Source organism: Nonomuraea sp. NPDC026600 (assembly GCF_040638335.1).
In the GTDB taxonomy this organism is placed as follows: domain Bacteria; phylum Actinomycetota; class Actinomycetes; order Streptosporangiales; family Streptosporangiaceae; genus Nonomuraea.
On sequence record NZ_JBEZYD010000001.1, the window covers coordinates 565,336 to 589,847 of the forward strand.

Here is a 24,512-nt window from a genome sequence, read left to right on the forward strand (position 1 = left end):
GTAAAGCCGCCTCTCTCCTGTTTGACCGTAAGATGCTGTCGACAGTAGGTTCAGCTCGTATCGGTGGAGAGTTGTGAGCTCACGTACGCGCGCGGTCGTGCGTAAGCTCCGATGTGACGGCGCGAGCGCGATGGCGGGGAGACGGCGATGGGGCAGAGGCTGAGCCAGATCGACGACGTGCGCGAGCCGGACGCGGAGCAATCGGGAGAGCCGGTCTCCGGGCAGACGGCGGAGCCCGTCCCCAATCGGGCCACCGAGCTGGTCCGCCTGCTGAAACTGACCGAGCGGCGCGAGCCCGCGGTGATCGAGGTGGCCACCTGGGTGGGGCTGGGCATCATCGAGGGCCGCCTGCGGCCCGGCGAGGATCTCAACAGCGTCGAGTTGTCGCATCGCTTCAACAGCAGCCGGACCCCGGTCCGCGAGGCGCTCATGCTGCTGGAGCAGGAGGGCCTCGTCGAGATACGGGCCCGCCGCAGGCCGCGCGTGGCCGCCTTCACGCCGCAGCGGGTGCGGGAGATCTATTACGTGCGCGGGCATCTGCTGGGGCTGGTCGGCCAGTTGGTGGCCGAGCATGCCTCCGACGACGACCTTGCCGACCTGCGCGAGCGCCTCGGCGAGATGCAGGAGCGTGCGGATGCCGGCGACATCGACGACTACTTCTGGCGACATGTCGCGCTACAGGAGCGGATGACGGATATCGGCGGCAACGAGACCTTGAAGGGCATTCTCGACTCGCTGGCCCTGCGCACCCTCATCCTGCGCCACGCCAGCCTCGCCCAGCCGGGCCGCCTGCGGGCCAGCGTCGCCGACCAGGTGCGCATCATCGAGGCGATCGAGCAGCGCGACGGCGAACTGGCCGCCATGCTGCTCCTGCGGGCGACGCACGCGGCACTCGCCGCCATCGAGGCGGGCGGCTGGTCGGAGCGGAGCACGAGCGACGAGGACGGCTGACCCTCCAAGCGATCGGCGAACGGGGACCGCGGTCAGAAGCCGAAGAATTCGGCAGGGTTGTCCACGAGCAGCCGGGTGAGCAGGTCACGCCCGGGAGCGATCTCGGCGAGCAGGTCGACGAGCAGTCCGTCGTCGGGGGCGTCGCCGGCGATGTTGGGATGGGGGAAGTCCGTGCCCCACAGCACCCGTTCGGGGCAGTGCCGCACCAGCAGAGCGGCGAGGGCGACCGCGTCGGCGTACGGGGGGCCCTGCATGGAGACTCGGTCGATACCGCTGACCTTGACCCACACGTTGCCCGAGTCGAGGAGCGCGCGCAGCGTGCGGACCGCATGGCCGTCGAGGCCCTCGGAGATGTCGACACGGCCCATGTGGTCGATGACGACCGGGGCGGAGAACGACTCGATCAGCGCGCGATGCTCGACGACGCCGCTGCCTTGGACGTGGATCTCGGCGTGCCAGCCGAAGTCCGCGACCCGGCCCGCCACCCGTGCGATCTCGTCCGTGGTGGGCGGCCGGCGCAGGTGGGGCAGGAAGTTCAGCCGGAAGCCGCGGACCCCGGCCTGGTGCAGCCGCTCGATCTCCGCGGCGGCCGTCGTCTCTCCGATCAGGGCGACTCCCCGCAACCGGCCGCCGCCCGCGGCGAGCGTGTCGAGCAGCACGGTATGGTCCGAGCCGTTGCACGCCGACTGCACGACCACCGCCCGGGTCAGGCCGAGATGCTCGTGGAGCGCCGCGACCTTCTCCTTGGGGACGTCCACGGGGGTGAACGCGCGATCAGGGGCGTAGGGGAAGACGTCGCCGGGGCCGAAGACATGGCAGTGCGCGTCGCAACTGTCCGGTGGGAGCACGATGGACGGCTTCCGCGGCGCGGGATGTGGCGGCGGGTTGCCGGGCGAAGGCGTGAAGACCGGCGCGGACAGCTCGGTGGCCGCCAAGGCCCGCTGCGTGGACGCGGTCGGGCGCTCAGTCACAGCGGGCCGTCATTCCGCCGTCGACCACGATCTCCGTGCCCGTGACGAAGCGGGCCTCGTCGGAGGCCAGGAAGAGCGCGGCGAACGCGGTGTCGCGGCCGTCGCCCATGAAGCCGAGCGGGATGCGTGCCTGCCGTTGCGCCAGCAGTTTCCCGACGTCGCCCCCAGCCCGCTGGCCCGCCAGCCGCGCTTCGACCATCGGCGTGTGCAACTGGCCGGGCACCACCGTGTTGACCCGGATGCCGGCCGGGGCGTACTGCACCGCCGTCACTCGCGAGAACTGGATGATCCCCGCCTTCGCCGCGGCGTACCCCACCTGCGCCGCGCCGGTCCACCGCAGGCCGGAGGCCGAGGCCGTGTTGACGATCGCCCCGCCTCCGCCTGCCGCCATGACCGGGATGACATGACGGCACGCGAGGAAGACGCTGGTCAGGTTGACGTCGAGCTGCGACTGCCAGTCTTCCGGGCTCAGCTCGGCCGCACCGCCCGGTCTCGACCCGCCGATGTTGTTGATCAGGATGTCGACCCGGCCCGCCTGCTCGACGACGGCGGCGACCAGCGCGGCGATGTCGGCCTCGGCGGTGAGGTCGGCCAGGCGGGTCACGGCGGTGCCGCCCTCGTCACGGATCTGCCGCGCGGTGACGTCGAGCGACTCCTCGTCGCGGTCGGCGAGGAAGACGGTCGCCCCCTCCCGCGCGAAGATCACGGCGGTGGCCCTGCCGTTGCCCCAGCCGGGCCCGGCGCTGCCCGCACCACCGATGATCGCGATCTTGCCCGCCAGCCGGCCGCTCATCGGGGCATCCGCGCGGACGCCGGAGATCCGACCCGCAGGGCGACCAGAAACCTGGACACCATGTTGTACGCCGCGACCGTGGCTGTCAGCTCGACCAACTCCTTCTCGGTGAAGTGGGGACGTAGCGCGTCGAAAACCTCATCCGAGACGTGCACGTTGATCGTCACGGCGTCGGCGTAGGCGATCGCCAAGCGCTGGGCCTCGCTGAAGACCGAATCGAGGACCCGATCGCGGAGCGGACCGGATACCGAGCCGGGGATGGGGACGGCCATCCGCTTGACGGCATCGAGTTGCGCGTCGTTCAGACCGGCACGGCGCGCGTCGGGCTCGTGCGCCTCCCACTCGTAGTCCGCCCGGTTGAGCACCGCGATCCGCAGGATCACCAGCTCGCGGATCATGTCCGGCAGACTCATACGCCGCCGGACGGCCCCGAGAAAGCTGTTCCAGCCGTCGGCGAGCTGCGGGCTGTGCAGGAGCATCTCGTCCAGCGGGTGAAGGGGGCCGCCGCGTCGCGCCCGTATCCGCGCGGCGATCTCGTCGGTCCCTTCCGTGCCGGGAAGGCGTGCCACTCGGATTCCTCTCGTTCGATTCTCGGCTTGCGCCGATAGTTCTAGCCTAGTGTCGACAGAATGTAAATCTTTCTCGCCGATCCGGGCTAGTACTCCCCTCCTTCGTGGCTACAGTTGCTGATAGTGTCGACATACCAACGTGGAGGGCAGAGGCAGTCATGCCAGATCGACTCACCGGAAAGATCGCGCTCGTGACCGGTATCGGGGCCGGGATCGGGCGTGGGATAGCGCTCCGGTTCGCGGCGGAGGGCGCCACCGTCATCGGCTGCGACATCGACCCCGAATCGGCCGAGGCGACAGTCGAGAAGGCGCGCGCGGACGGCTTGGAGATCACCTCGATCCACCCGATCGACCTGACCAGGCCCGCCGACGCCACCCGGTTCGCCGGCGCCGCCGCCGTGTACGGCCGGGCCGACGTCCTCGTCAACGCCGGGGCGATCGCACCCCACATGGCGCCGATCGACGAGATGGACTTCGAGACCCAGTGGCGGCCGACCATCGCCGGTGAGGTCGACCTGGTGTTCCTCGCCTGCCAGGCCGCGTGGCCACACCTCGTCGCCGGCGGACGGGCGTCGATCATCAACTTCGCCTCGGTCAACTCCTTCCGTGGCAGCCGCCAGCTGGCGATGGTCGCGCACTGCGCGGGCAAGGGCGCCGTGCTGGCCATGACCCGGCAACTCGCCGTCGAAGGCGGGCCGTATGGGATCAGGGCCAACACGATCGCGCCCGGCCTGGTACGAACCTCCGCCACCGCGGCGGCCGGGGCCACCACGGGCGGACTGTCGGAGACGATCGTCTCCCGGACCCTGCTCGGCCGGCTCGGCACGCCCGACGACATCGCCTGGCTCGCGGTGTACCTGGCATCCGACGAGTCGGGCTGGGTGACCGGGTCCAACTTCACCGTTGACGGCGGCGTCACCGCCGCCTGACACGCCCCGTCTTTGGAGGACGTCTGTGGATAAACCACCCGTTTTCACCGCCGACGAGATCGCCCGCTTCCGGGCCGAGCTTGCCGACAAGCGCGTGCCCGGGGCGTACGAACCAGGCCGCTGGTCGGTGAGCCCGCTCAATCGCGACCCAGCCGTCGCCGGGCCGCTCCCTGGCGAGATCCGGCTGCGGGACGCGACGCTGCGCTCGGTCGAGACGCTGCCCGGGGTGGTGGCCACTGACGAGGCCAAGGCGGACTACCTGCGACGACTCGTCCGGGCCGGCGTGGGCGAGGTGGTCACGGCCGGGGTCGCCGGGCGGGCCGACGACGCGCTGAAAGCCGAGGTCGGCGTGCTGAAGGAGGAGAACCCGGATTGCCGGGCGGTCTGCCCGCTGCTGTTCACCCCGGCCGACATCGACCGCGCCTGGCGGGCCGGATACGACGCCGCGCAGATCTGGGTGCAGGGATTCGGCGAGATGTCGCTCATCTACCAGCGCGTCTACGGCCAGGCGTGGAACGGCGAGGAGTGGCGCACCGACAAGACCCCGCGCGACCGGGCCGCCGTGCTGCGCCGCGCCGTCCCGCTGATCGAGCACGCACGGTCACGAGGTCTGGACGTCGCCGCGCCCATGTTGATGGTGTCCTATCTGACCGACGAGATGCTTCAGGAGTCCGCCGAGGTCCTCACCGGCGCGGGCGCCACCGAGCTGACGCTCTTCGACGGGCCGGGCGCGATGAGCCCTGAGGCGTTCGCCCATCTCGTCCGCCGCACGAAGGAGCTCGCCCCCGGGACGCGGGTGGGCCTGCACCCGCACAACACCTTCGGCCTCGCCGTCGCCTGCGCCGTGTCGGCGGCCCGGGCCGGCGCCGACGTCATCGAGCTGTCGGTGAACGGCTACTGCGGCGGCCCCGGCAACGCCGACCTCGCCGCCACCGCCGTCGCGTTCGAGGTCCTGTACGGCGTGCGCACCGGGATCCGTACCGAGCACCTCACGGCCCTGGCCCGGGCGGGCGAGGCCCTCACCGGCTACCGTGTCGCCTGGAACCATCCCGTGACCGGCACCGACGCGTTCAGCTGGGGCGGCATGGACCTCATCACGCAGGAGACGACCGTCGACCCGCTGCTGCACAACTGCCTGGAGCCGGCCCTGGTCGGCAACGAGCGCAAGGTCCCCTTCACCTTGGACAGCGGCGGCTACACTCTCGTCGACAAGCTCGAACGCCTCGGCGTCGAGGTCACCCACGAGCAGGCCGACCGGGTCCTGGCGGCCGCCCGGCAGACCATGATCGCGGAGGGTCGTCTCCTGACCGACGCCGAGCTCGCCGCCATCGCCAAGACGATCATCTCCTGACCGGCCTGGCCTGCCCCGTGCCGAGTCAGCCCGTGCCGAGTCAGATGGGGCGGGGCAGGTCGTCGAGAAGGCGCATCGCGTCGAGACGGTCGGTCGTGCCACGGGAGATCCCGGTGTCGCCGAAGACGAGCACCGGCGACGTGTCGCCCCCGGTGAAGACGTCCCAGACGGGCAGCGTGCCGCCGTTCGGGTCGGCGTGCGTCGCGAAGCGCGCCCAGGCGTCGCCCATCGCCGCGGCCAGCTCACGGTCGGCGTCCTGCCAGGGCCACGCCAGCCGGTGCAGGTTGTCCCCGGTGTACGGCAGCTCGGCCGTGTGGAAGACGCCGTAGCCCGGCCTGCCGTCGGGGGGCGAGGCCAGGTCGAGACCGGCGGGCAGCGGAGGCGTGCGGGCGAAGCGGTACACCCAGGTGGGCGCGCCCGTGGTCGCGGCGTGCGTCGTGGCCCAGCGCCAGACGGGGTACACGAACCGGCTCTCCCCCGTGAACAGCCGCGCCGACCGGGCGGCCTCGACCGGGTCGCCGGTGGGATAGACCCCGGCGAAGCCCGCGGCGGGGCGGGCGGCCACGTCGGCGGCGGCGAGGTCCGCGGCGAGCCGGGCGGCCACGTCGGTGGCGGCGCCGGGACGGGTGTAGACGCTGCCCTCGTCGGTGTTGGAGCCGACCAGCAGGGGCACCGGGTGCTGGCCGCCCGCCTCGAACACGTGCTGGGTGTCGCGGACCAGCACCCGCCCGTCGACGACCGGGCCGAAGTGGCCCTTGAGGATCAGCTCCACACCGGAAACACGGCGCAGCCCCGCCAGGTCGCGTCCGCCGAACTCGGCGGCGTACCGCATCCCTTGCTCCTGCGCCGCGGCCTGGTCCGGCATCGGGCCTTCGGCCCGGTAGATCCCGGCGGCGCTCTGCCCGATCGCGGCGCGGAACAGCGAGCGGGTCCCCGGCGCGGCCATCAGGTGGCAGATGTGGGCCGCTCCGGCGGAGTTTCCCGCGACCGTGACCTTCGCCGGGTCGCCGCCGAAGGCCGCGATGTTGTCGCGCACCCAGGTCAGGGCGGCGACGATGTCGAGCAGGCCGTAGTTTCCCGAGGCGCCGTGCTCGTCCTCCGCGGCGAGTTCCGGGTGGGCCAGGAAGCCCAGGGCGCCCAGCCGATAGTTGAGCGTCACGACGACGACGCCGCGACCGGCGATCGCCCGTCCGTCGTGGATGTCCTGCGACCCGTGGCCGTAGCGGTTGCCGCCGCCGTGGAGCCATACCATCACCGGCAGCGCGGCGGATCGGGACGGCTCCGGTGTCCACACGTTGGCGTACAGGCAGTCCTCGCTGATCATCAAGGGCCGGCGGTCGTTGAAGTTGACCTGGTAGATGATCGAGTCGCGGGGCGGCTGGGACTGGAGGGGGGCCGGGCCGAACTCCAGCGCCGGACGCTCCCCGTCCCAGGGATCCGGCCGCCGCGGTGGCCGCCATCGCCAGGATCCGACCGGGGGCGCGCCGAACGGGACGCCGCGGAAGATCGCGACCCCGTCCTCCCACCGTCCGAGCAGCCGCCCGGTCTCGATCGAGGCGCGGGGCCCCGCGCCGGCACCGCCGTCGCCGGTCATGCGCCCTCGAAGATCTGGGCATGGGTGGTGCGCCCGGTCGGGGCCTTGTGGAAGCGGCCGTCCTTCATGATGGCGACGAGGCGGTCACGGTCTTGCAGGATGCCGATGTCGTCGAGGGGGTCGCCGTCGACGAGCACGAGGTCGGCCAGGTAGCCCTCACGGATCAGGCCCAGTTCGCCGGCCATGCCCATGATCTGCCCGCCGTACAGGGTGGCCGCCCGCAACGCCTCGGCGGGGGTGAATCCGAACCACTCGACGAACAGCCGCAGGTCACGGGTGTTGCGTCCGACCGGGTTCCAAGGGAAGCCGTAGTCACCGCCGGGCAGCACCCGCACGCCCCTGCGGACCAGTTCGGGGACGACCTCCTTGATCGCGCTCGCGGTCGGCTCGACTTCCATGCCCTCCTCGGGCTCGGCGCCGCTCTCGTACAGGTTGGCGTAGACGATCCCCGGGGTGGGAGCGACGAAGATCCGGTCGCGGGCTGCCTCCAGGAGGTCGAGCGCCTCCTCGTCGGCGAACGTGCAGTGGTAGACCGCCCGGATTCCGTGCCGGACCGCCATCTTGATCGACTCGGCGGCATGGGCATGGGCGGTGAGCCAGATCCCGCGGTCGCGGGCGACCTCGGCGGCGACGGCCACCTCCTCCTCGGTGAACTGCACGATCCGGGAGGTGCCCGCGACCACCGCGCTCTCGCCGGAGAGCGACAGCTTGACGATGTCGACCCCGAGGTCGGCCATCTGGCCGACGAACCGGCGGATCGACTCGGGGTCGGACGCGCGGTGTTCGACGCCGGGGAAGTCGTACACCCCGGGAGCGACCATGCCGGCGCTGCCCTCCCACGACGCCGCCCTGAGGCGCGGTCCGGGCATCCAGCCCTCGCCGAAGGCCTTGCGCGCGGCGATCTCGGTGCGCGGCAGCCGGTTGCCACCGGAGTAGGCGCTGGTGATCCCCGAGTCCAGCAGCACCCGCCCGGCGTGCGCCACCAGCAGTGCCTTCTCCTCGTCGGGCTCGTCACGCCTGGGCGAACGGTGCTCGATCGTCGAGCCGAACCCGAGGTGTGCGTGGGCGTCGACGAGCCCGGGGATCAGTGTGGCACCGGCCCCGTCGACCACCCGGGCACCGGCCCGCCGACCGGCCGGCACGTGGCCGGCGACGACGGCGACGCGATTGCCGGTGACGAGCACCTCGCCGGGGAAGGGATCGCGCCCCGTACCGTCGAAGATCTGTACGTCGGTGAAGAGGGTGTCGTCGGGCACCGGCATCGCTGTCTGCTCCTGGTGTGTGTGCGTCATCGGTGGGCGGAGGCTCCGGACGCGGCCCGGAAGGTGTGCCGCATCTCCCCGAGGCCCTCGATCCTGCTGACCAGTACGTCGCCGGGCGCGAGGAACCGTTGCGGGGTGCGCCGGTTGCCGACGCCGGCGGGCGTACCGGTGAAGATCAGATCACCGGGGAACAGCGGGCAGATCGCGCTGAGGAAGGCCACCAGCCTGGGCACCGGGAAGATCATGTTCGACGTGCGGTCGTGCTGGACGACCATGTCCGACAGCTCGCAGGTGAGCTCCAGGTCGTCGCGGTCGGCCACCTCGTCGAGGCTGACGAGGGCCGGGCCGACCGGGCCGAACCCGGGAAAGGACTTGCCGAGGGAGAACTGCGGGGGCCGGCCGGCGAGCTGGACGATCCGCTCGGACAGGTCCTGCCCGACGCTCAGCGCCACGACGGGATCCCATCCGTTCTCCACGGGCACTCGGTAGGCGGTCCGGCCGACGACGGCGACCATCTCCAGTTCCCAGTCGACGTTGCCCTCCGGCAGCCCGATCGTGATGGCCGGCCCGGTGAGGCAGCTCGGGAACTTGGTGAACACCAGCGGCTCGGCAGGCTCGGCGTACCCCGCCTCGGCGGTGTGCGGGCGGTAGTTCAGCGCGATCGCGAAGACCTGCCTGGGGTTCGGCACCGGGGTGAGCAGGTCGGCTTCGTCGTAGGGCCGCGCGGCTGCCGGATCCAGGCTCGCCGACCATTCGAGCAGGTCGTCCCACTGGTCGAACAACCTGTCCGGGTCGGCGGCGAAACGGCCGCCGCTGACGGCCGCCACGTCCGCGGCCCGGCCGTCCGCGGTCAGCAGCACCAGGCGGCCGGCCAGGTTCGCGATCCTCACCCGCGGATCACACCCACTGCTCGGCGGGCGGAGCGTCGGTGCCGTGAGCTTCTCGCCACGACACCACCCGGTTGCGCAGCACGCCCAGGCCTTCGATCTCGGCCTCCACCACGTCGCCGGGCTTGAGATAGTTGGCGAAGGGATCGTCCGTACTGGCTGCCACACCGGCGATGGTACCGGTGGTGATGAGGTCACCGGCGCTGTAGACCTGCGGCGAGTGGTAGGCCACCAGCTGCGGGATCGACACCGACAGCCGCGAGGTGCTCGACTTCTGCCGCACATCGCCGTTGACCCGCAGCTCCATGTCCAGATTGTGCGGGTCGCCGATTTCGTCGGCGGTGACGATGTACGGCCCGATGGGACAGAAGGTGTCGATGGCCTTGGAGAAGGAGAACACCCCCGACTGCATCTCCCTGCGCTGGATGTCCCGCGCGGTGATGTCGTTGAAGATCAGGTAGCCGGCGATGTGCTCGACGGCCTGCTCGGCGGTGAAGAACCTGCCCGGACGGCCGATCACCACGGCCAGCTCCAGCTCGTAGTCCAGCTCGCGGGTCAGATTGTCCGGGTAGACGATCGCGTCCTCCGGCCCGATGATCGCATCGACGTTCTGGAAGAACACGATGCCCTTGTTGACCGGATGCGACCAGTCGACCCGGACCAGGTCCTCATGATGCTCACGGAAGTTGCCCGCAGTGTGGAAGAACTTCTTGGGCACGATCGGCGCGCGCAACCGCACCTCGGACAGCCGGAACCGGCGCCCGGTCTCCTCGACCGCACCATCACGTTCGAAGTACTCGCGCATCGACGCGACATCGAACTCGACGACGTCCTCTTCGGCGATCCGGCCGACGAGACCATCGTCGAACGTCACCAGCTTCATCTGTCCTCCGTTAGTAAATGTCGACACTTATCCTCTCTAGGGCCCTCCGGCCATGTCAAGCCAGGACCCGTACGCGAGCGTAAGATGAGGACCGAAGACCGCTATGGACATCGCCAATCGGGTGGACTAGCGTCCCTTTCGCTCTCATGACACCAATTTTCACATTCCCGCAGGCGAAGCGGCGAGGAGGTCTTAGTGTCGACATGGCTGGGGCTCGGCGGACGGCACGCAGTGGTCGCCGGGGCGGGCGGGATCGGGGGCGCGGTCGCCCTCGCGCTGGCGGACGCCGGGGCGGAGGTGGTCGTCCTCGACATCGACGAGACAGGGCTCGCGAAGATCGAGCGCCCGTCGGCGGAAGGGTCGGGGGGGATCTCCGGGCTGGCCGCCGACCTCACCTCTCCCGCCGCCTGCCGTGCCGCGCTCGGCGAGGCGGCCGGGCGTCTGGGTGGCCTCGAGGTGTTCGTGCACGCCGTCGGGGCGAACGATCGCCGGCCGGTCCTCGACGTCACCGACGAGACCTGGGAGAAGATCGTCACGATCAATCTCAGCAGCGGCTTCTGGCTCGGCCAGGCCGCGGGCGCCCTGATGGTGCCACGCGGCTACGGCCGGATCGTCTTCCTCTCCTCGGTCTCGGGACTGCTGGCGCACAAGGATCACTCCCCCTACGCCGCCACGAAGGGCGGGATCAATCAGCTGATGCGCGTCATGGCACGCGAGTGGGCCGCCTCCGGTGTCACCGTCAACGCCGTCGCCCCGGGCTACGTCGAGACCGACCTGACCCGGGCGTACCTCGCCAAGCCCGGAATGCGCGAGTCGATGGAGTCCCTCGTGCCCGCCGGGCACCTCGGCACCCCCGAGGACCTCACCGGGCCCGTGCTGTTCCTCGCCTCCCAGCAGGCATCCTTCGTCACCGGCCACGTCCTGTACGTCGACGGCGGCCGCACCCTCGTCTGACCAGACCACCCACTGCCATCCAGGAGACAGCATGACCACCCCCGTATCTGGGCGTTTCGCCGGCAAGACCGTGCTCGTCACCGGCGCCGGCACCGGCTTCGGCGCGGAGATCGCCGTACGCGCCGCCCAGGAGGGCGCCGACGTCGCCATCCATTACCGCAGCTCGCGCGTGGGCGCGGAGGCCACCGCCGAACGCGTGACCGCGCTCGGACGCAAGGCGATCATCGTCCAGGCCGACATCGCCGAGCGCGACCAGATCACCAGGATGGCCGACGAGGTGTGGTCGCACTTCGGCCGCGTCGACGCCGCCTTCAACAACGTCGGAGACGTCGCCCGCGACCAGATGTCCTGGCGCGACATCACCGAGGAGTCGATCGACCATGTCCTGGCCGTGGACATCAAGGGCACCCTGCTCTGCACCCACGAGTTCGGCGCCCGCATGCTGGACCAGGGCGGCGGCTCCATCGTCAACATCGGCTCGACCGTGGTGGCCCGCGGCAGCGCCCGCGCCCCGCAGTACGCCGCCGCCAAGTACGGCATCATCGGCCTGACCAAGTCCTACGCGCACGCCTTCGCGCCGCTGGTCCGGGTCAACGTCTTCGCCCCCGGCTTCATCGAGACCGAGGCGACCCTCGGCCGTGAGGACTGGAAGAACGGGCGCGGCGACCAGCTCCGCAAGGCCACCCCGATGGGACGCATCCCCGGTCCCGCCGAACTCGCCGGCACCGCCCTGTTCCTGGCCACCGAGGATGCCGGGCACATCACCGGCGGCTTCCTCGTCGCCGACGGCGGCTACAACATGATCGGCGCCTGACCCGCTCAGCATGGAGGACCCGGTGACACGACTGACCGTCGAAGACCGCATCGAGATCGAAGAGCTGATCTCACGACTCTGTCACGCCCTCGACTTCAGCAGGCCAGAGGACTTCGTGGCCGTCTTCGTGCCGCACGGCGCGTTCCAGGCGAGGACCTCGGCCAGGTCGGGCGGTGCGGTCCGGTTCCGCCACGAGGGCCACGACCGGCTCCGGGCCTTCGCCGATGCCGCCGCCGCCAAGCGCGGCGGCCTCGGCCGGCACTGGACCGGCAACCTCGTCGTGCGGGGCGTTCCCGGCGGCGCCGAGGCCACGTCGTACGTCATGTTCCTGGAGATCGACCCCGGGACCGGACAGCGGACGATCCCGCTCTCCGGCGTCCACCACGACGTCTTCAGCCGTACGGAGGCGGGCTGGCGCTTCGTCGAACGCACCATCGTCGCCGACTTCTGAGCGGCGGCGTGCGGGGCTGCGTCACTTACGGTCGATCAGCTCGATGAGGTTGCCGTAGGGGTCGGCGACGAAGCAGACACGGGCGCCCGGGCGGGGAGAGGGGCCGGGTTCCATCCGGACGGTGGCACCGGCGCCGAGGAGGCGGGCGAACTCGGCGTCGACGTCTTCGACGCACAGGCAGATGTGCCCATAGCCGAGCGTGCCCGCGGCGGCGAGGGCGCTGTCCGGGGCGGGACCGGGCCCGGCGCCGGGGCGATGCAGCAGCTCGATGCGGTAGCCGCTCTCGTGCAGGAGCATCACGCCGCGCAGGTCGGTGCCCGCGACCGCGAAGGCGGGGGCCGGGGTGAGGTCGAGGGTGTCGCAGTACCACTCGGTCGCGGCTTCGAGGTCGGGTACGGAAATCCCGACATGGTCGAAACGAATCTTCTGCCTGCTCATGGTGAACCACCTGTCGTCTGATCAGAAGGAGTACATGTCATGGTGGCCGCGGAACGTACCCGTAGCGTCGTCAGGTACGACGGCGTCGCCATCGACGTGATCTCGCAGGGACGGGGACCGGTCGTGCTGCTGGCGCCGTCACTCGGGCGGGGGGCGGAGGACTTCGACGCCGTGGCGGCGGAGCTGGCGGCGCGGGGATTCCGGGTCCTCCGACCGCAGCCGCGCGGCGCCGGGGCCTCGGCCGGGCCCATGACGGGGCTGAGCTACCGAGACTGGGCGGCCGACCTCGCCGCCGTGATCGCGGCCGAGCGGGCCGGTCCGGCCGTCCTGGTCGGGCACGCGGCGGGCAGCCGGTACGCCCGAGCGGCGGCGGCCTACCACCCGGAACTCGTCCGCGGCGTGGTGGTCGCCGCGGCGTCGGCCGATCGGCCTCCCCCCGCGGACCTCGCGGCGGCACTCACCGACAGCGCGGACGCCTGCCTGGCGGACGACCGGCGGCTGGCGGCGCTCCGCGTCGCCTTCTTCGCGACGGGAAGCGACCCATCGCCATGGTTGCGGGGCTGGTTTCCCACGACCCATCGGGCGCAGCGTGCGAGCGTCGAAAGCGACGGCTGGCACTCCGGCGGCCGGGTGCCCCTGCTGGACCTCATCGCCGGGCGCGACCCCTGGCGGCCGCCCGCCACCTGGTCCGAGCTCCAGGAGACGCTGGGCGACCGGGTCTCCACGGCCGTGATTCCCCAGGCCGCCCACGCGCTCTTCCCCGAGAGGCCCCGGCAGGTCGTCCAGGCCGTGGCCGCCTGGATTCGCACGCTCTGACAGACCTGGTAGCGGCCGCCCGCACGAAGCCCCCACGGGTAGCGGCCGCCCGAACAGCGCCCTCATGGGTAGCGGCCGCCCGCACGGCGCTTTCATGGGTAACGGCCGCCCGCACGGCGCGCTCATGGGCGGACCGGTGACGCCACTCCCGGCCGTACGGACGAATCGTTCCGGCCGCGAATGCGGGTCAGGACGCGCGTGCGCAGCTCGGCGAATCGGGGGTCGGCGCGGGTTTCGATCTGGTCGCGTCTGGCGCCGAGGTCCACGTCGAGGTCGTCGACGACGGTCGCGGGCTTACCGCCGAGGACGATCACGCGGTCACCGAGGTAGACGGCCTCGTCGATGTCGTGGGTGACGACGACGATCGAGATGCCCAGTTGCTCGCGCAGGGTCAGCGCGAGGTCCTCCAGGTCGAACCTCGCCTGGGCGTCGACCGAGCCGAAGGGCTCGTCCATGAGCAGTACCGGCGACTCGTAGGCGATGGCCCGGGCGATGGCCACCCGCTGCTGCATGCCGCCCGACAACTGCCAGGGGTACTTGTCGCCCACATCCGCCAGCCCCACCGCGTCGAGGCTCTCGTCGGCGCGGCGACGCCGGACGTCCCGCTTGACGCCAAGGCCCTGGAGAGGGAAGGCGACGTTGTCCCGGACCCTCATCCACGGCATCAACGAGCCCCGGTAGTCCTGGAACACGACGGCGATCTCGGCCAGGGGTTCGGTGACGGCCCGGTCGCCGTATCGGACGGTGCCCGATGTCGGCCGCATCAGGCCCGACAGGCAGCGCAACAGCGTCGTCTTGCCCGCGCCGGAGGGGCCCACGATGCACACGAACTCGCCCGGTTCGACACGGAGGGACAGCCCGGCCAGCACGTGATGCGCGGCGCCGGCGTGGCCGTAGGACTTGGAGACGTCCTCGACGATCAGTGCGGCGCGCTCGTGGCCGACGGCGGAGCTGCTGGGACGCAGGTTCATGAGACCTCGTTCTGGTCGGCGTTCTGGTCGGCATGCTGTGCGGCGTCGTGGCCGGAGCTGTGGTCGGCGCGCGGGCGGGCGGCCCGCCGGGCCCGTGGTGGGCGCTGGAAGTACCAGCCGAGCAGTGCGTGCTCGCAGACGAGGAGGAGCAGGCTCAGGCTGTAGCCGAGGATGCCGATCAGGATCGTACCGGCCCAGGTGTCGGTCACCTGGAAGCTCGACCCGCTGCGCAGGATGAAGTTGCCGAGCCCGACCGGCGAACCGTAGATCTCGCTGACCACCATCAGGACGACCGCCACCGACAGCGCGATCCGCACGCCGGCGAAGATCTGCGGCAGCGCTCCGGGCAGCACGACCTTCAGCAGGCGCAGCCGCCAGGGGATGCGGTAGCTCCGCGCGCTCTCCCGTACGGCGGGGTTGATGCCGTGCACGCCGCTGATGGTGTTGAGCAGGATCGGCCACACCGAGCCGATGAAGATCAGTAGTACCTTCGGCGCCGCGCCGATGCCGAGGGTCAGGATGATGACGGGCACGAAGGCGACGGTGGGGGTGGCCCGGGCGAAGTCGAGCAACGGAGCGGTCGCCCGCCGCAGACGGTCGTACTCGCCGATCACCGCGCCCAGGCCGACGCCGACCACGGTCGCGATGACGGTCCCGAGGGCGATGTTGCGCAGGCTGAAGACGAGGTCGCCCTTGAGGTCCCCCTCCGTGAGGCCCGTCCAGAGCGCTCCGGCCATCTCCGAAAGCGGCGGGAAGTAGAAGCTGCCGCTCCTCGCTGTGGCCACCCACAGGACGGCGACCACCATCACCGGCAGCCAGAGCTGCTTGAGGAAGGACCTGACGAGGCCGCTGGACACGATATGCATTCTCCTCACCTCGGTTTACCCGCCTCAGCCCGCCTGCGCCGGGGGGCGCCAGCGCAGCAGCCTGGCCTCCACGGCACCTGACAGCCGATTGATGGAGTACCCGATCACGGCCGCCGTGATGATGTAGCCGTAGGCGGCGGGCGAGTTGCCGCTCTGCTGTTCCTCGGTGACCATGTGGCCGATGCCGGGCAGGATGGTCAGGATCTCCACACCGATCGCCACCAGCACCGAGGTCGTCGCGGCCAGCCGCAGACCGGTCATGATCGAGGGGAGGGCGCTCGGCAGGATCACGCGGCGGAAGCGGAGCAGCCGCGGAATCCGGTAGCCGCGGACGGTCTCCTGGATCATCGGCTCCACGCCGCGAGCGCCGTACTGCGCCTGCAGGAAGATCGGGAAGACACAGGCGATGAACACGACCGTGGCCTTCATCCCCGATGTCGACCCGAGCACCAGCAGGAAGACCGGTAGCAGAGCGATGACGGGGAACGACCTGAGCACGTCCACCAGCAGCCGTGACGACTGCTCGACGGCGGCGTAGGTCCCGGTCACCAGGCCGAGCGGGACGCCGATCACGACGGCCGCCGCGAGCCCGGCCACCGCGCCGCGCAGAGTGTCGCCGAGCGCGCCCCAGAACTCGCCCGTGCCCGCCATGGCGACCAGTTCTCCCGCCACCGCGCGCGGGCCGGGCAGCGCGCTCGCGCTCACCATGCCCACGGCGCTGACCAGGGTCCAGACCGCGAGTACGAGCAGGAAACAGAGAAGCTGAAGCCATCTGGTCTTGTCACGGCCGTCGCCGGCCTTCGAGCCCCGCACGGACTCGTAGGCCGGCGCGGATCCTCGGCCGGTTGATGTCGCCATCAGTCGCCGCCTTGATATCGATGTCGGTGTGCCGTGCTGACGCCGTTGTGCCGTCGGCTCAACTGGAGGTCGTGGTGGTCGGGGCCTTTTCCCAGTAGAGGGAATCCTCAGCGGGTGCCGACTTGATCAGGCCGAAGGCGACCATCGAGGTGATGACCGTCGAGAAGGCCTTCGTGTTGATCTCTTTGCTGAAGATCTGGATGGTCCGCTTGGCGATGTAGTCGGCGGGCAGCTTGGTGTACTTGGTGTCGACCGCGCGCACGGCGTCGGGGTGGGAGTTGGCGTAGTCGATTCCCTTGGCCACCGCGCCGATGAACTTCTCCGCCACGGCGGGGTTCTTGGCCAGGAATTCGGTGCTGGAGAAGATCAGCGACTGGGGCAGGCCCGGCAGCGCGTTCGTCCCCTCGCCGAGGGCGCGCATGCCGGCGGCCTTGCCCGCGTCGTAGAACGTGGCGAAGGTGTAGGCGGCGTCGACCTTGCCCGACGCCACGGCGTCGATCAGGGACGTCGTCGGCAGCGCGACGAACTTGATCGTGCCGGGGTCGGCGCCCGCCTCCTTGGCCGAGTACTCGCAGATGAACTGGAGCGTGCCCCCCAGGGCGGGCAGGCCGATGGTCTTGCCGCCGACGTCGGCGAAGGTCTTGATCGGGCTGTCGGCCTTGACCAGCAGGCCGTCGGAGGGCGGGGTCTTGGTCGTGGAAGCCTGAAGCTGGGTGACGATCCTGACCGGCAGCTTCTGGGCTGCCGCCTTGAGGAATCCGGAGCCGTCGGTCATCGCGAACTGGGCCTCGCCGTTGGCCACCGAGGGCGCGTTCTGCGAGGTGTCCGCGGCCCCTGGCTTGATCGTGACGTTGAGGCCGGCCTCCTTGAAGAAGTTCTGGTCCTGCGCGATGAAGAGCGGCTCGAAGGTCGATCCGGTCGAGCGCAGGACCGTGACCGACGTCAGCCCGCCCGCGTCGGTCTTCACCTCGGAGCCGGCCGCGCCGCAGGCGGCGAGGACGGTGACCGCTGCGAGGACCGCCGCAGCAGGGCGGAGGCTACCGAGGATGGGGCGGAGGACAATGCTCCGTGACGACATTTGTGCTCCCTTGTCAACGCGTTGTCGCGGTGGTTCGGCGAGGGCTTCGACCGTGGCGAGTAACCAGCGGCAACGTGGCCGAAACATACTGTCGACATTTGCCCCCGTCAAGGCTTTGGCGGCAATCGACCCGAATCCTGTCGACACTCCCCTTGCGAGCGAGCGGTCGAACGGCCTCGGGATCGCGGCCCACCTCTGTCCCGATCCCCCTCAGATAGCCCTCTGCCATCGCCTTTAGAGTAAGAGCGAAGGTTTCGGCGAAGGCCGCGATCCGTCGGCCGACATGTGGTGAGCGGACCCTCGGTTTCTCTTCCACTTCGAAGGGTTGACCCGCATTACTGTCGACACTATGTTGCGAAGGGCGATGCAAGGGAGATCCTCCATGACCACCAAGGCCGGCGCCCCGACGCTCCCCCCGCAGGCATGGGCCCACCGCCAGGGGAAAATCGACATGCGACCGCTCGAACCCGGCGACTGGAGTGCCGGAGCACTCGCCGCTCGGGCCCAGATCACCGAGGCGTTCAACCGATTCGCCACCGCGCACGACGAGGCCCGGGTCGACGTGGTCGTCTCGTGCTTCACCGAGGACACCGTCTTCGAGGTCGCCCAGGGCAGTGCGGAGCCGTTCACCCGCTTCACCGGCCGGGCCGAGCTGTTCGACCGGCTCACCCGGATCATCGCCGAGCAGAGCGACCAGCGCAGGCATGTGATGGGCAACATCCTCGTCGAACGGCTCGACCTGGCCGAGGGCACCGCCGCCGCGCTCGCCTTCAGCGTGGTGACCGTGGCGGCCGACGGGCTCACCCTCGGCGCGAGCGTGATCTACACGGCCGAGCTGCGGCGGGAGGACGACGGCTGCTGGCGTTTCGGGTACTTCTTCATCGGCATGGACTCCTACTCCGGTGAGCGGCCGAAAGCCGGCGAGAAGTGACCACGGGCACCGCGGGGATCGGGAGGAGCGAGTTCACCGGCCGCCTGGTGGGCCGCGACGACCCCGGCTACGAGCGAGTGCGCCGTGCCGCCATCTGGAACGCCCGGCGCCCGGACCGCTTTCCCGACCTCATCCTGCTCGCCGCCGACGAGGCCGACGTCGCCAGGGGCGTACGGCTGGCGGCGGAGCGCGGGATGCGGGTGGGCATCCGCTCCGGCGGGCACAGCTGGATCGCCAACGGCGTACGGAACGGTGGCCTGCTCATCGACCTGTCCCGGCTGACGGAGATCAGGTTCGACGAGGCGACCGGGCTCGTCGCGCTGGGACCCGCCGCTCGCGGTGCCGCCGTCGACGCCGCCCTCGCGCCATTCGGCCGTTTCTTCCCCACCGGGCACGCGCCGAGCGTCGGCGTCGGCGGATTCCTCCTCGGCGGCGGGTACGGCTGGAACTCCCGCGTGCACGGGCCGGCCTGCCTCAGCATCGAGGCGGTCGACGTGGTCACCGCGGCCGGTGAGATCGTGCGCGCTGACGCCGACGAGCACCCGGGCCTGCTGTGGGCCGCCAGAGGCTGCGGACCCGGCTTCTTCGGCGTGGCCACCCGCTTCCATGTCCGTACGTACCGGCGACCGCCGATCCATCGGGCGGTCCGGACCTACCCGCTCGATCGGCTCGACGAGGTGGTGACCTGGTCGCAGGACACGGCCCCGTGGCTGCCCGCGCCGCTGGAGATCGCCATCAAGATCGGCGCCCCACCCGGGGAAGCGGAGAAAGTGATCACGATCGTCGGCACCGCGTTCGGCGAGGACGGCGCGGCACTGCTCGGCGCCCTCGCCGACGCTCCCTTCGCCGCGCGTACCGGCGACGGGTCACCGTCCTCGCCCATCACCATGGCGGAGCTCTACGAGGAGTCGGGAAGGTGGTCGGAGGCCGGCCTGCGCTGGGCGGTCGACGGGATCTGGACCGACGGCCCGACCGACGGCGTGGTCGCGGGTACGCGGGCGATGGTCGAGGCGATCCCCGGCTCCGGCTCATTCGTGTTCATCCTGCCCTGGGGCGCCTACCGGGCAGGTGTCCCGGCCGCCTGGTCGGTGCAGGCGGCCAATTATGTCTCCCCGGTGGCGGCATGGACGGACCCGGCCCTCGACGACCAGCACCGCGCGTGGGTGACGGACACCACCAAGGCGATGGAGCCGGTGTCGCGCGGCGTCCAGTTCAGCGACGCCGATCCCGCCTCCCGCCCCGGCCCGGGCCTGTCAGCGCGATCCCAGACCCGGTTGGCCGCCCTTCGCCGCCGTTACGACCCCAACCGCGTCTTCACCTCGTACTTGACCGCCGCCGACCTGTGACCGGCCTCCGCCGAAGCATCCCGCACACATGTTCGCACCCCGCTGCTCCGCCGCAGGTCAGGGAAGCCTCCCCTTCGTTGCGGATCATCGTGACTTCTGCCTAAATTTCGTACTAAGGCGTTATTGAAGCGGAGGACTTTCATGACCATCGAGCTCGACCGGCCGTACTCTCCCGAGAGGCACCACAGCCACCGAGACGTGACCGGCGGCTGGCTGCGGCCGGCGGTGTTCGGGGCGATGGACGGACTCGTGTCCAATTTCGCATTGATCGCCGGAGTTGTTGGGGCGGCGGGCGCGGGACGGGGCGCGGTGCTCGCCGGGTGCGCCGGGTTGATCGCGGGGGCGTGTTCGATGGCCGCCGGCGAGTACACGTCCGTGAAGTCGCAGACGGAGCTGATGCGGGCCGAGATCGCCGTGGAGCGTCGTGAGCTGGCCCGCGACCCCGGGGGGGAGCTGGCGGAGCTGACCGCGATCTACCGGGCCCGCGGGCTGGACGCCGAGCTGGCGGGGCGGGTGGCGGCGGGGCTGTCGGCCGACCCCGAGCAGGCGTTGCGCGTGCATGTGCGTGAAGAGCTGGGCGTCGATCCCGACGACCTGCCGTCGCCGTACGTCGCGGCCGGGTCGTCGTTCGGCGCGTTCGCGGCCGGGGCGCTGGTGCCGCTGGTGCCGTTCCTGTTCGGGGCGTCGGGGTTGGCGGTGGCGCTGGTGCTGAGCCTGGTGGCGCTGTTCGGGTTCGGTGCGGCGGTGGCGCGGATGACGGCCCGCCCGTGGTGGCTGGGCGGCCTGCGCCAGCTCGCGCTGGGCGTCGGGGCCGCCGCCGTGACGTTCGGCCTGGGCCACCTGCTCGGCGTCACCGTCTCATAAGCGGCCCCGACGACCGAAGATCAGCGCTTGCGGCTTTTCTTGAGGATCGCCCGGATGGTCAGCAGCAGCACGACGGCCACGATCTGGCCGCCGATGACGATGCGAGTGACGTCGACCGCCGGCTGCCAGCGGACGTCGCCGTCCTTGACCACGTACACCCCGGCGGGGATGGCGCCATAGCCGAATCCGCCACCGCTGCCTTCGCCGCCGGGCATGGCGTCCGGCCCCGAGGAGGCCTCCTGTCTGCCCATGCCGCCGCCACCGCCCTGGACGATCCGGGCGACGGGGATGACCGTGACGTCTCCCTGTTGGATCGGGTCGCCGAAGACCCGCTTGACGGTCACGGCGTCCTTCGAGCGCTCCACTAATTCCATGAAGTTCATTCCCACATGCTGGCCCTAGACCCGGCGCAGCACCACCATCTCGCTGCGATAGTCGGGGCCGGAGTGGAACCACGTGGACAGGGTGAGCCCGTGGTGCATCAGCGTGGCCCCGTGCCAGGAGCCGTCGGAGCCCGCGTAGACGGCCGACGGGTCGAGCCCGGCCAGCCGCAGCCGCCGGGGCGGCTGCTTGTCCAGCGCGAACGGGTTGTAGGCGAGCACGACCACCTGGTCGCCGAGCGTGTACTGGACGGCGGAGGCGCTCTCGCCCGGCGTCCCGGCCAGCCGGTGCAGCGTTCCGTGCTGGATCACCGGCCGGACCGCCTTGTAGTCGGCGATGAGCCGCCTGGCCTCGTCGAGCTCCGCGGCGCTCCATCGGGTGAGGTCGCCGCCGACGCCGAGCGTGCCCGCCATGGCCACGTGGAAGCGGTAGCGCAGCGGCACCTCCCGGTGGGTGATCGGGTTGGGGCTGTCGGTCACCCAGCACGACATGGCGCTCGCCGGGTAGAGGTAGGAGAAGCCCCGCTGGATCACCTGCCGGTCGCGGGCGTCGGTGTTGTCGGAGGTCCACACCTGGTCCGTACGGTGCAGCATGCCGAAGTCGGCCCGGCCGCCACCGCCCGAGCAGGATTCGATCCGGAGCCCCGGATGGCGCCTGCGCAGCTCGTCCATGATCGCGTAGACGCCTCGGGTGTGCTCGATCCAGAGCAGGTCGCCGCCCTCGGCCCAGCCCGCCTGGCTGAAGCTGCGGTTCATGTCCCACTTGAGGTAGTCCAGGCCGTACTCGCGGACGAGCTGGTCGAGCCAGCCGAGCGCCCACTGACGTACGTCGTCGCGGGCGTAGTTGAGCACGAGCTGGTTGCGCATGGTGTCGCGGCGGCGTTCCGGGTAGTGCAGCACCCAGTCGGGGTTCTTCCGGTACAGGTCGCTGTCGGGGTTGACCATCTCGGGCTCGACCCAGAGCCCGGCGCGCAGGCCGAGGTCGTGCACGCCCTGGAAGAGGGGGCGCAGGCCGTCCGGGAAGCGCTCGGGGTTGGGCCACCAGTCGCCGAGCCCGCGCGTGTCGTCGGTGCGGGCGCCGAACCAGCCGTCGTCCACCACGAACAGCTCCACGCCGAGATCGGCGGCGCGCTGGGCCAGATCGAGCTGGCCCAGCTCGGTGACGTCGAACCCGGTGGCCTCCCACGAGTTGTACAGGACGGGCCGTTCCTCGCCGGGCGTGGGCAGGACGTGCTTGCGGGCGTAGTCGTGCCAGGCCCGGCTGGCGGCGCCGTACCCGCCGGCCGTGTGCAGGCCGAGCGCGGACGGGGTGCGCAGCGACGCGCCGGGGCCGAGCGGCCAGGTGAGGCCCTCGTGGCCGAATCCGGCGCTCACCGCCACGTCGCCTTCGGGGCGGCGCTGCGTGGTGAGCCGCCACGAGCCGCTCCAGGCGAGCGCGATGCTCCAGAGGTCGCCGGTGTCCTCGGTGGCGTCGCCGAGCATGATCCACGGGTTGGCCTTGTGCGAGGTGGTGCCGGTCCTGCTGCCGAACGTGGTCTCCCCCGCCGGCAGCTCGCCGCTCTGGAGGTGCGTCTCGCGGCCCCATCCGCCGGCGGCGCCGGTGTAGCGGAAGCCCGCCTGTTCGGGGATCACCCAGCTGCCCGAGTCGAGCCGGCGCAGGCGTACGGGCGCCGCCGACTCGTTGGTGACGCTCACCCAGCGCTCGACGACGTCGCAGTCGTCGTGGACCCGCACGTGCAGGCCCACCCGGAGGCCGTAGGCGTGGTCGCGCAGGACCACCTCCATCTCGTTCTCCCCGAGGACGGCGTCGTCGAAGCCGAGCTCGACGGAGCGGATCTCGCCCTCGTAGACGGCCTGGAGCGAGGGCACGCCCCAGCGCCGGCCGCCGTCGACGGGCAGCAGCTCCGACGCGTCGTCGGGGTCGAGGAAGCCGGTGACGATCCAGCCGGGGACATGCTCGGCGACCTGGCCGAAGGCCGCGGCGGGTAGCCGCGGCCCCCAGTACCACTGCACGACGCGGGTGTCCTCGCCGGATTCGACGCCGAAGACATAGGAGGTATTACGGGTGAGTGCCGCCCAAGTGTGCTCGTGGGCCGGAACAGGGATGAGGGGCATGCCTGTGATCGTCGGACCTATCGGCCCCGCCGTCAATGCCACCCACCGGTCCCGGCCCGCGCGGGATCAGTCGAAGGAGGTCGAGATCTCGTGCCACCCGCCGGGCGCGATCTTCTCGGCCTCCTTGGGCCCCCAGCTGCCCTTCGGGTACGGCAGCGGCCGGTCCGGCAGGTCGAGGATCGGCTGGACGATCCGCCACGACTCCTCCACCAGGTCGAACCGGGCGAACCGCCGGGGATCGCCACTCACCGCGTCGGTCAGGATCCGCTGGTAGGCGGCCTCCAGCGGCCCGAACACCTTGGTGAAGTCGACGCTCACCGGCACCACCCGGGTCCGTTGCTGGCCGGGCTCCTTGGCCAGCACGTCGAACGTCACCCCGGCGTCCGGCTGCAGCCGGAACCTGACCAGGTTGGGGCTCAGGTGCGGGTCGTCCTCGAACAGCGTGACCGGCGGCTTGCGCAGCTCGGCGACGATCTCCAGGTCGGTCACCGGCAGCGCCTTGCCGGAGCGGATGCAGAACGGCACCCCGGCCCACCGCCAGTTGTCGATGTAGGCGCGCAGCGCGACGAACGTCTCGGTCGTCGAGTCCTTCTTGACGCCCTTGGTGTCGAGGTAGCCCTCGTACTGGCCGCGGACCACGTCGGCGGGCGTGACGGCCTGGACGGCGCGCAGCACCCGCCACTTCTCGTCCAACTGGGCGCGGGCGTCCTTGGACGGCGGCGGGTCCATGGCCAGGATGGCGAGGAGTTGCATCAGGTGGTTCTGGACGACGTCGCGGATCGCGCCGTTGGCGTCGTAGAAGGCGCCCCGGTCGGCCACGTCGAAGTCCTCGGCCATGGTGATCTGGATGCTGCGGATGTAGTTGCGGTTCCAGATGGGTTCGAGCAGCATGTTGGCGAACCTGAACACCATGAGGTCCTCGACCGGCTCCTTGCCCAGGAAGTGGTCGACCCGGCGCAGGTGGTCCTCGTCGAAATACTTCAGCAGCTCGGCGTTGAGCGCCCGGGCCGACTCCAGGTCGCTGCCGAACGGCTTCTCCACGACGAGCCTGGCGTCTCTGTTGAGGCCCTCCCCGGCCAGGCCCTCGGCCACGGCCGTGAAGAACGCGGGCGGCACCGCCAGGTAGTGGACCAGGAACCCCTTGCCCGCCACCTCCTCGCGCAGCCGGGCGAACGTGGCGGAGTCGCGGTAGTCGCCCGCCACCAGCCGCAGGTTGCCCGCCAGCTTCTCGAACGCCGCGTCGCGCGCGCCGCCGCACGCCGCGCGGGCGTGCTCGCGCAGCCCGTCGAGGTCCAGGTCGGTCTTGGCCACCCCGATGATCGGCAGATCGAGCTCGCCTCTGGCGGTGAGCTGGTAGAGGGCGGGCAGGAGCATCTTGCGCGCGAGGTCGCCGGTGATGCCGAACAGGACGAGCGCACCCGCGCCCTTGATCACCTTCAC

General features: G+C 70.9%; 25 protein-coding genes. 10 read left to right on the top strand and 15 right to left on the bottom strand.

The features are described from left to right. The first annotated feature begins 147 nt into the window (after positions 1 to 147). Complete coding sequence (locus tag AB0F17_RS02565; RefSeq protein WP_358014976.1) at positions 148 to 951, top strand: GntR family transcriptional regulator; 804 nt, start codon at positions 148 to 150, stop codon at positions 949 to 951. Positions 952 to 983: 32 nt separating this feature from the next. On the opposite strand, the gene AB0F17_RS02570 is transcribed toward AB0F17_RS02565, so the two are convergent. The 3 genes from AB0F17_RS02570 to AB0F17_RS02580 are packed head-to-tail and all read right to left on the bottom strand — an operon-like array spanning position 984 to position 3,284. Next, positions 984 to 1,922 (bottom strand): amidohydrolase family protein, encoded by a 939-nt coding sequence (locus AB0F17_RS02570; RefSeq protein WP_358014979.1) that lies wholly within the window; start codon positions 1,920 to 1,922, stop codon positions 984 to 986. Next, complete coding sequence (locus AB0F17_RS02575) at positions 1,915 to 2,715, bottom strand: SDR family NAD(P)-dependent oxidoreductase (RefSeq protein WP_358014982.1); 801 nt, start codon at positions 2,713 to 2,715, stop codon at positions 1,915 to 1,917. Before AB0F17_RS02575 ends, AB0F17_RS02570 begins: the two co-directional genes overlap by 8 nt. Next, positions 2,712 to 3,284 (bottom strand): carboxymuconolactone decarboxylase family protein, encoded by a 573-nt coding sequence (locus AB0F17_RS02580; protein ID WP_358014985.1) that lies wholly within the window; start codon positions 3,282 to 3,284, stop codon positions 2,712 to 2,714. Before AB0F17_RS02580 ends, AB0F17_RS02575 begins: the two co-directional genes overlap by 4 nt. Positions 3,285 to 3,442: 158 nt before the next feature. Here AB0F17_RS02580 and AB0F17_RS02585 point away from each other — a divergent pair, with 158 nt between their 5' ends. Both AB0F17_RS02585 and AB0F17_RS02590 read left to right on the top strand, forming a co-directional pair. Further along, positions 3,443 to 4,213, top strand: coding sequence for an SDR family oxidoreductase (locus AB0F17_RS02585; protein WP_358014988.1), 771 nt, complete (start codon positions 3,443 to 3,445; stop codon positions 4,211 to 4,213). A 25-nt stretch (positions 4,214 to 4,238) separates the two neighbouring features. Next, entirely contained in the window at positions 4,239 to 5,564 is a 1,326-nt protein-coding gene (locus tag AB0F17_RS02590; protein ID WP_358014991.1) for a hypothetical protein, read from the top strand. Between the two features lie 40 nt (positions 5,565 to 5,604). On the opposite strand, the gene AB0F17_RS02595 is transcribed toward AB0F17_RS02590, so the two are convergent. Genes AB0F17_RS02595 through AB0F17_RS02610 form a run of 4 tightly spaced genes read right to left on the bottom strand, consistent with a single transcriptional unit; the run spans position 5,605 to position 10,190 of the window. Then, positions 5,605 to 7,158, bottom strand: a complete 1,554-nt coding sequence (locus AB0F17_RS02595) for a carboxylesterase family protein (protein WP_358014994.1) — start codon at positions 7,156 to 7,158, stop codon at positions 5,605 to 5,607. Beyond that, a complete protein-coding gene (locus AB0F17_RS02600; RefSeq protein WP_358014997.1) occupies positions 7,155 to 8,450 on the bottom strand; it encodes an amidohydrolase family protein in 1,296 nt (431 codons plus the stop codon). Before AB0F17_RS02600 ends, AB0F17_RS02595 begins: the two co-directional genes overlap by 4 nt. Further along, complete coding sequence (locus AB0F17_RS02605) at positions 8,447 to 9,310, bottom strand: fumarylacetoacetate hydrolase family protein (protein WP_358015000.1); 864 nt, start codon at positions 9,308 to 9,310, stop codon at positions 8,447 to 8,449. Before AB0F17_RS02605 ends, AB0F17_RS02600 begins: the two co-directional genes overlap by 4 nt. Before the next feature lie 7 nt (positions 9,311 to 9,317). Then, positions 9,318 to 10,190 carry a fumarylacetoacetate hydrolase family protein gene (locus tag AB0F17_RS02610; RefSeq protein WP_358015004.1) on the bottom strand — a complete coding sequence of 291 codons (873 nt, stop codon included), beginning with the start codon at positions 10,188 to 10,190 and terminating at the stop codon, positions 9,318 to 9,320. Positions 10,191 to 10,385: 195 nt separating this feature from the next. On the opposite strand from AB0F17_RS02610, the gene AB0F17_RS02615 reads away from it, so the two are divergent. From AB0F17_RS02615 to AB0F17_RS02625, 3 genes are read left to right on the top strand one after another with little or no spacing between them, the layout of a single operon-like run. Further along, positions 10,386 to 11,144, top strand: coding sequence for an SDR family oxidoreductase (locus AB0F17_RS02615; RefSeq protein WP_358015007.1), 759 nt, complete (start codon positions 10,386 to 10,388; stop codon positions 11,142 to 11,144). A gap of 31 nt (positions 11,145 to 11,175) precedes the next feature. Continuing rightward, the gene (locus tag AB0F17_RS02620; RefSeq protein ID WP_358015010.1) at positions 11,176 to 11,958 is read left to right on the top strand and encodes an SDR family oxidoreductase; all 783 of its coding nucleotides are present in this window, start codon (positions 11,176 to 11,178) and stop codon (positions 11,956 to 11,958) included. 22 nt (positions 11,959 to 11,980) lie between these two features. Beyond that, positions 11,981 to 12,409 (top strand): nuclear transport factor 2 family protein, encoded by a 429-nt coding sequence (locus tag AB0F17_RS02625; RefSeq protein WP_358015013.1) that lies wholly within the window; start codon positions 11,981 to 11,983, stop codon positions 12,407 to 12,409. Positions 12,410 to 12,430: 21 nt separating this feature from the next. Here AB0F17_RS02625 and AB0F17_RS02630 read toward each other — a convergent pair whose 3' ends face one another. Then, complete coding sequence (locus AB0F17_RS02630; RefSeq protein ID WP_358015016.1) at positions 12,431 to 12,847, bottom strand: VOC family protein; 417 nt, start codon at positions 12,845 to 12,847, stop codon at positions 12,431 to 12,433. 39 nt (positions 12,848 to 12,886) lie between these two features. On the opposite strand from AB0F17_RS02630, the gene AB0F17_RS02635 reads away from it, so the two are divergent. Next, positions 12,887 to 13,663: an alpha/beta hydrolase gene (locus tag AB0F17_RS02635; protein ID WP_358015019.1), complete on the top strand. Its 777-nt coding sequence runs from the start codon at positions 12,887 to 12,889 to the stop codon at positions 13,661 to 13,663. Between the two features lie 122 nt (positions 13,664 to 13,785). Here AB0F17_RS02635 and AB0F17_RS02640 read toward each other — a convergent pair whose 3' ends face one another. From AB0F17_RS02640 to AB0F17_RS02655, 4 genes are read right to left on the bottom strand one after another with little or no spacing between them, the layout of a single operon-like run. Continuing rightward, entirely contained in the window at positions 13,786 to 14,634 is an 849-nt protein-coding gene (locus tag AB0F17_RS02640) for an ABC transporter ATP-binding protein (RefSeq protein ID WP_358015022.1), read from the bottom strand. Further along, positions 14,631 to 15,500, bottom strand: a complete 870-nt coding sequence (locus AB0F17_RS02645; protein ID WP_358015025.1) for an ABC transporter permease — start codon at positions 15,498 to 15,500, stop codon at positions 14,631 to 14,633. Before AB0F17_RS02645 ends, AB0F17_RS02640 begins: the two co-directional genes overlap by 4 nt. A 24-nt stretch (positions 15,501 to 15,524) precedes the next feature. Beyond that, positions 15,525 to 16,358: an ABC transporter permease gene (locus AB0F17_RS02650; RefSeq protein ID WP_358015028.1), complete on the bottom strand. Its 834-nt coding sequence runs from the start codon at positions 16,356 to 16,358 to the stop codon at positions 15,525 to 15,527. 58 nt (positions 16,359 to 16,416) lie between these two features. Beyond that, positions 16,417 to 17,436 (bottom strand): ABC transporter substrate-binding protein, encoded by a 1,020-nt coding sequence (locus AB0F17_RS02655; protein WP_358015031.1) that lies wholly within the window; start codon positions 17,434 to 17,436, stop codon positions 16,417 to 16,419. Positions 17,437 to 17,818: 382 nt separating this feature from the next. Between AB0F17_RS02655 and AB0F17_RS02660 the strand changes: the two genes are divergently transcribed. From AB0F17_RS02660 to AB0F17_RS02670, 3 genes are all read left to right on the top strand, one after another. Then, a complete protein-coding gene (locus AB0F17_RS02660) occupies positions 17,819 to 18,367 on the top strand; it encodes a nuclear transport factor 2 family protein (RefSeq protein ID WP_358015034.1) in 549 nt (182 codons plus the stop codon). Next, a complete protein-coding gene (locus AB0F17_RS02665; RefSeq protein ID WP_358015037.1) occupies positions 18,364 to 19,713 on the top strand; it encodes an FAD-binding oxidoreductase in 1,350 nt (449 codons plus the stop codon). The genes AB0F17_RS02660 and AB0F17_RS02665 overlap by 4 nt, the downstream gene beginning before the upstream one ends. Positions 19,714 to 19,854: 141 nt before the next feature. Next, on the top strand, positions 19,855 to 20,577 hold the full coding sequence (locus tag AB0F17_RS02670; RefSeq protein ID WP_358015040.1) for a VIT1/CCC1 transporter family protein: 723 nt from the start codon (positions 19,855 to 19,857) through the stop codon (positions 20,575 to 20,577). Between the two features lie 20 nt (positions 20,578 to 20,597). Here AB0F17_RS02670 and AB0F17_RS02675 read toward each other — a convergent pair whose 3' ends face one another. The 3 genes from AB0F17_RS02675 to zwf form a co-directional block, all read right to left on the bottom strand. Beyond that, entirely contained in the window at positions 20,598 to 20,951 is a 354-nt protein-coding gene (locus AB0F17_RS02675) for a spore germination protein GerW family protein (protein ID WP_358015043.1), read from the bottom strand. A gap of 24 nt (positions 20,952 to 20,975) precedes the next feature. Continuing rightward, positions 20,976 to 23,072 carry an alpha-galactosidase gene (locus tag AB0F17_RS02680; RefSeq protein ID WP_358015046.1) on the bottom strand — a complete coding sequence of 699 codons (2,097 nt, stop codon included), beginning with the start codon at positions 23,070 to 23,072 and terminating at the stop codon, positions 20,976 to 20,978. 66 nt (positions 23,073 to 23,138) lie between these two features. After that, entirely contained in the window at positions 23,139 to 24,512 is a 1,374-nt protein-coding gene (gene zwf, locus AB0F17_RS02685; RefSeq protein ID WP_358015050.1) for a glucose-6-phosphate dehydrogenase, read from the bottom strand.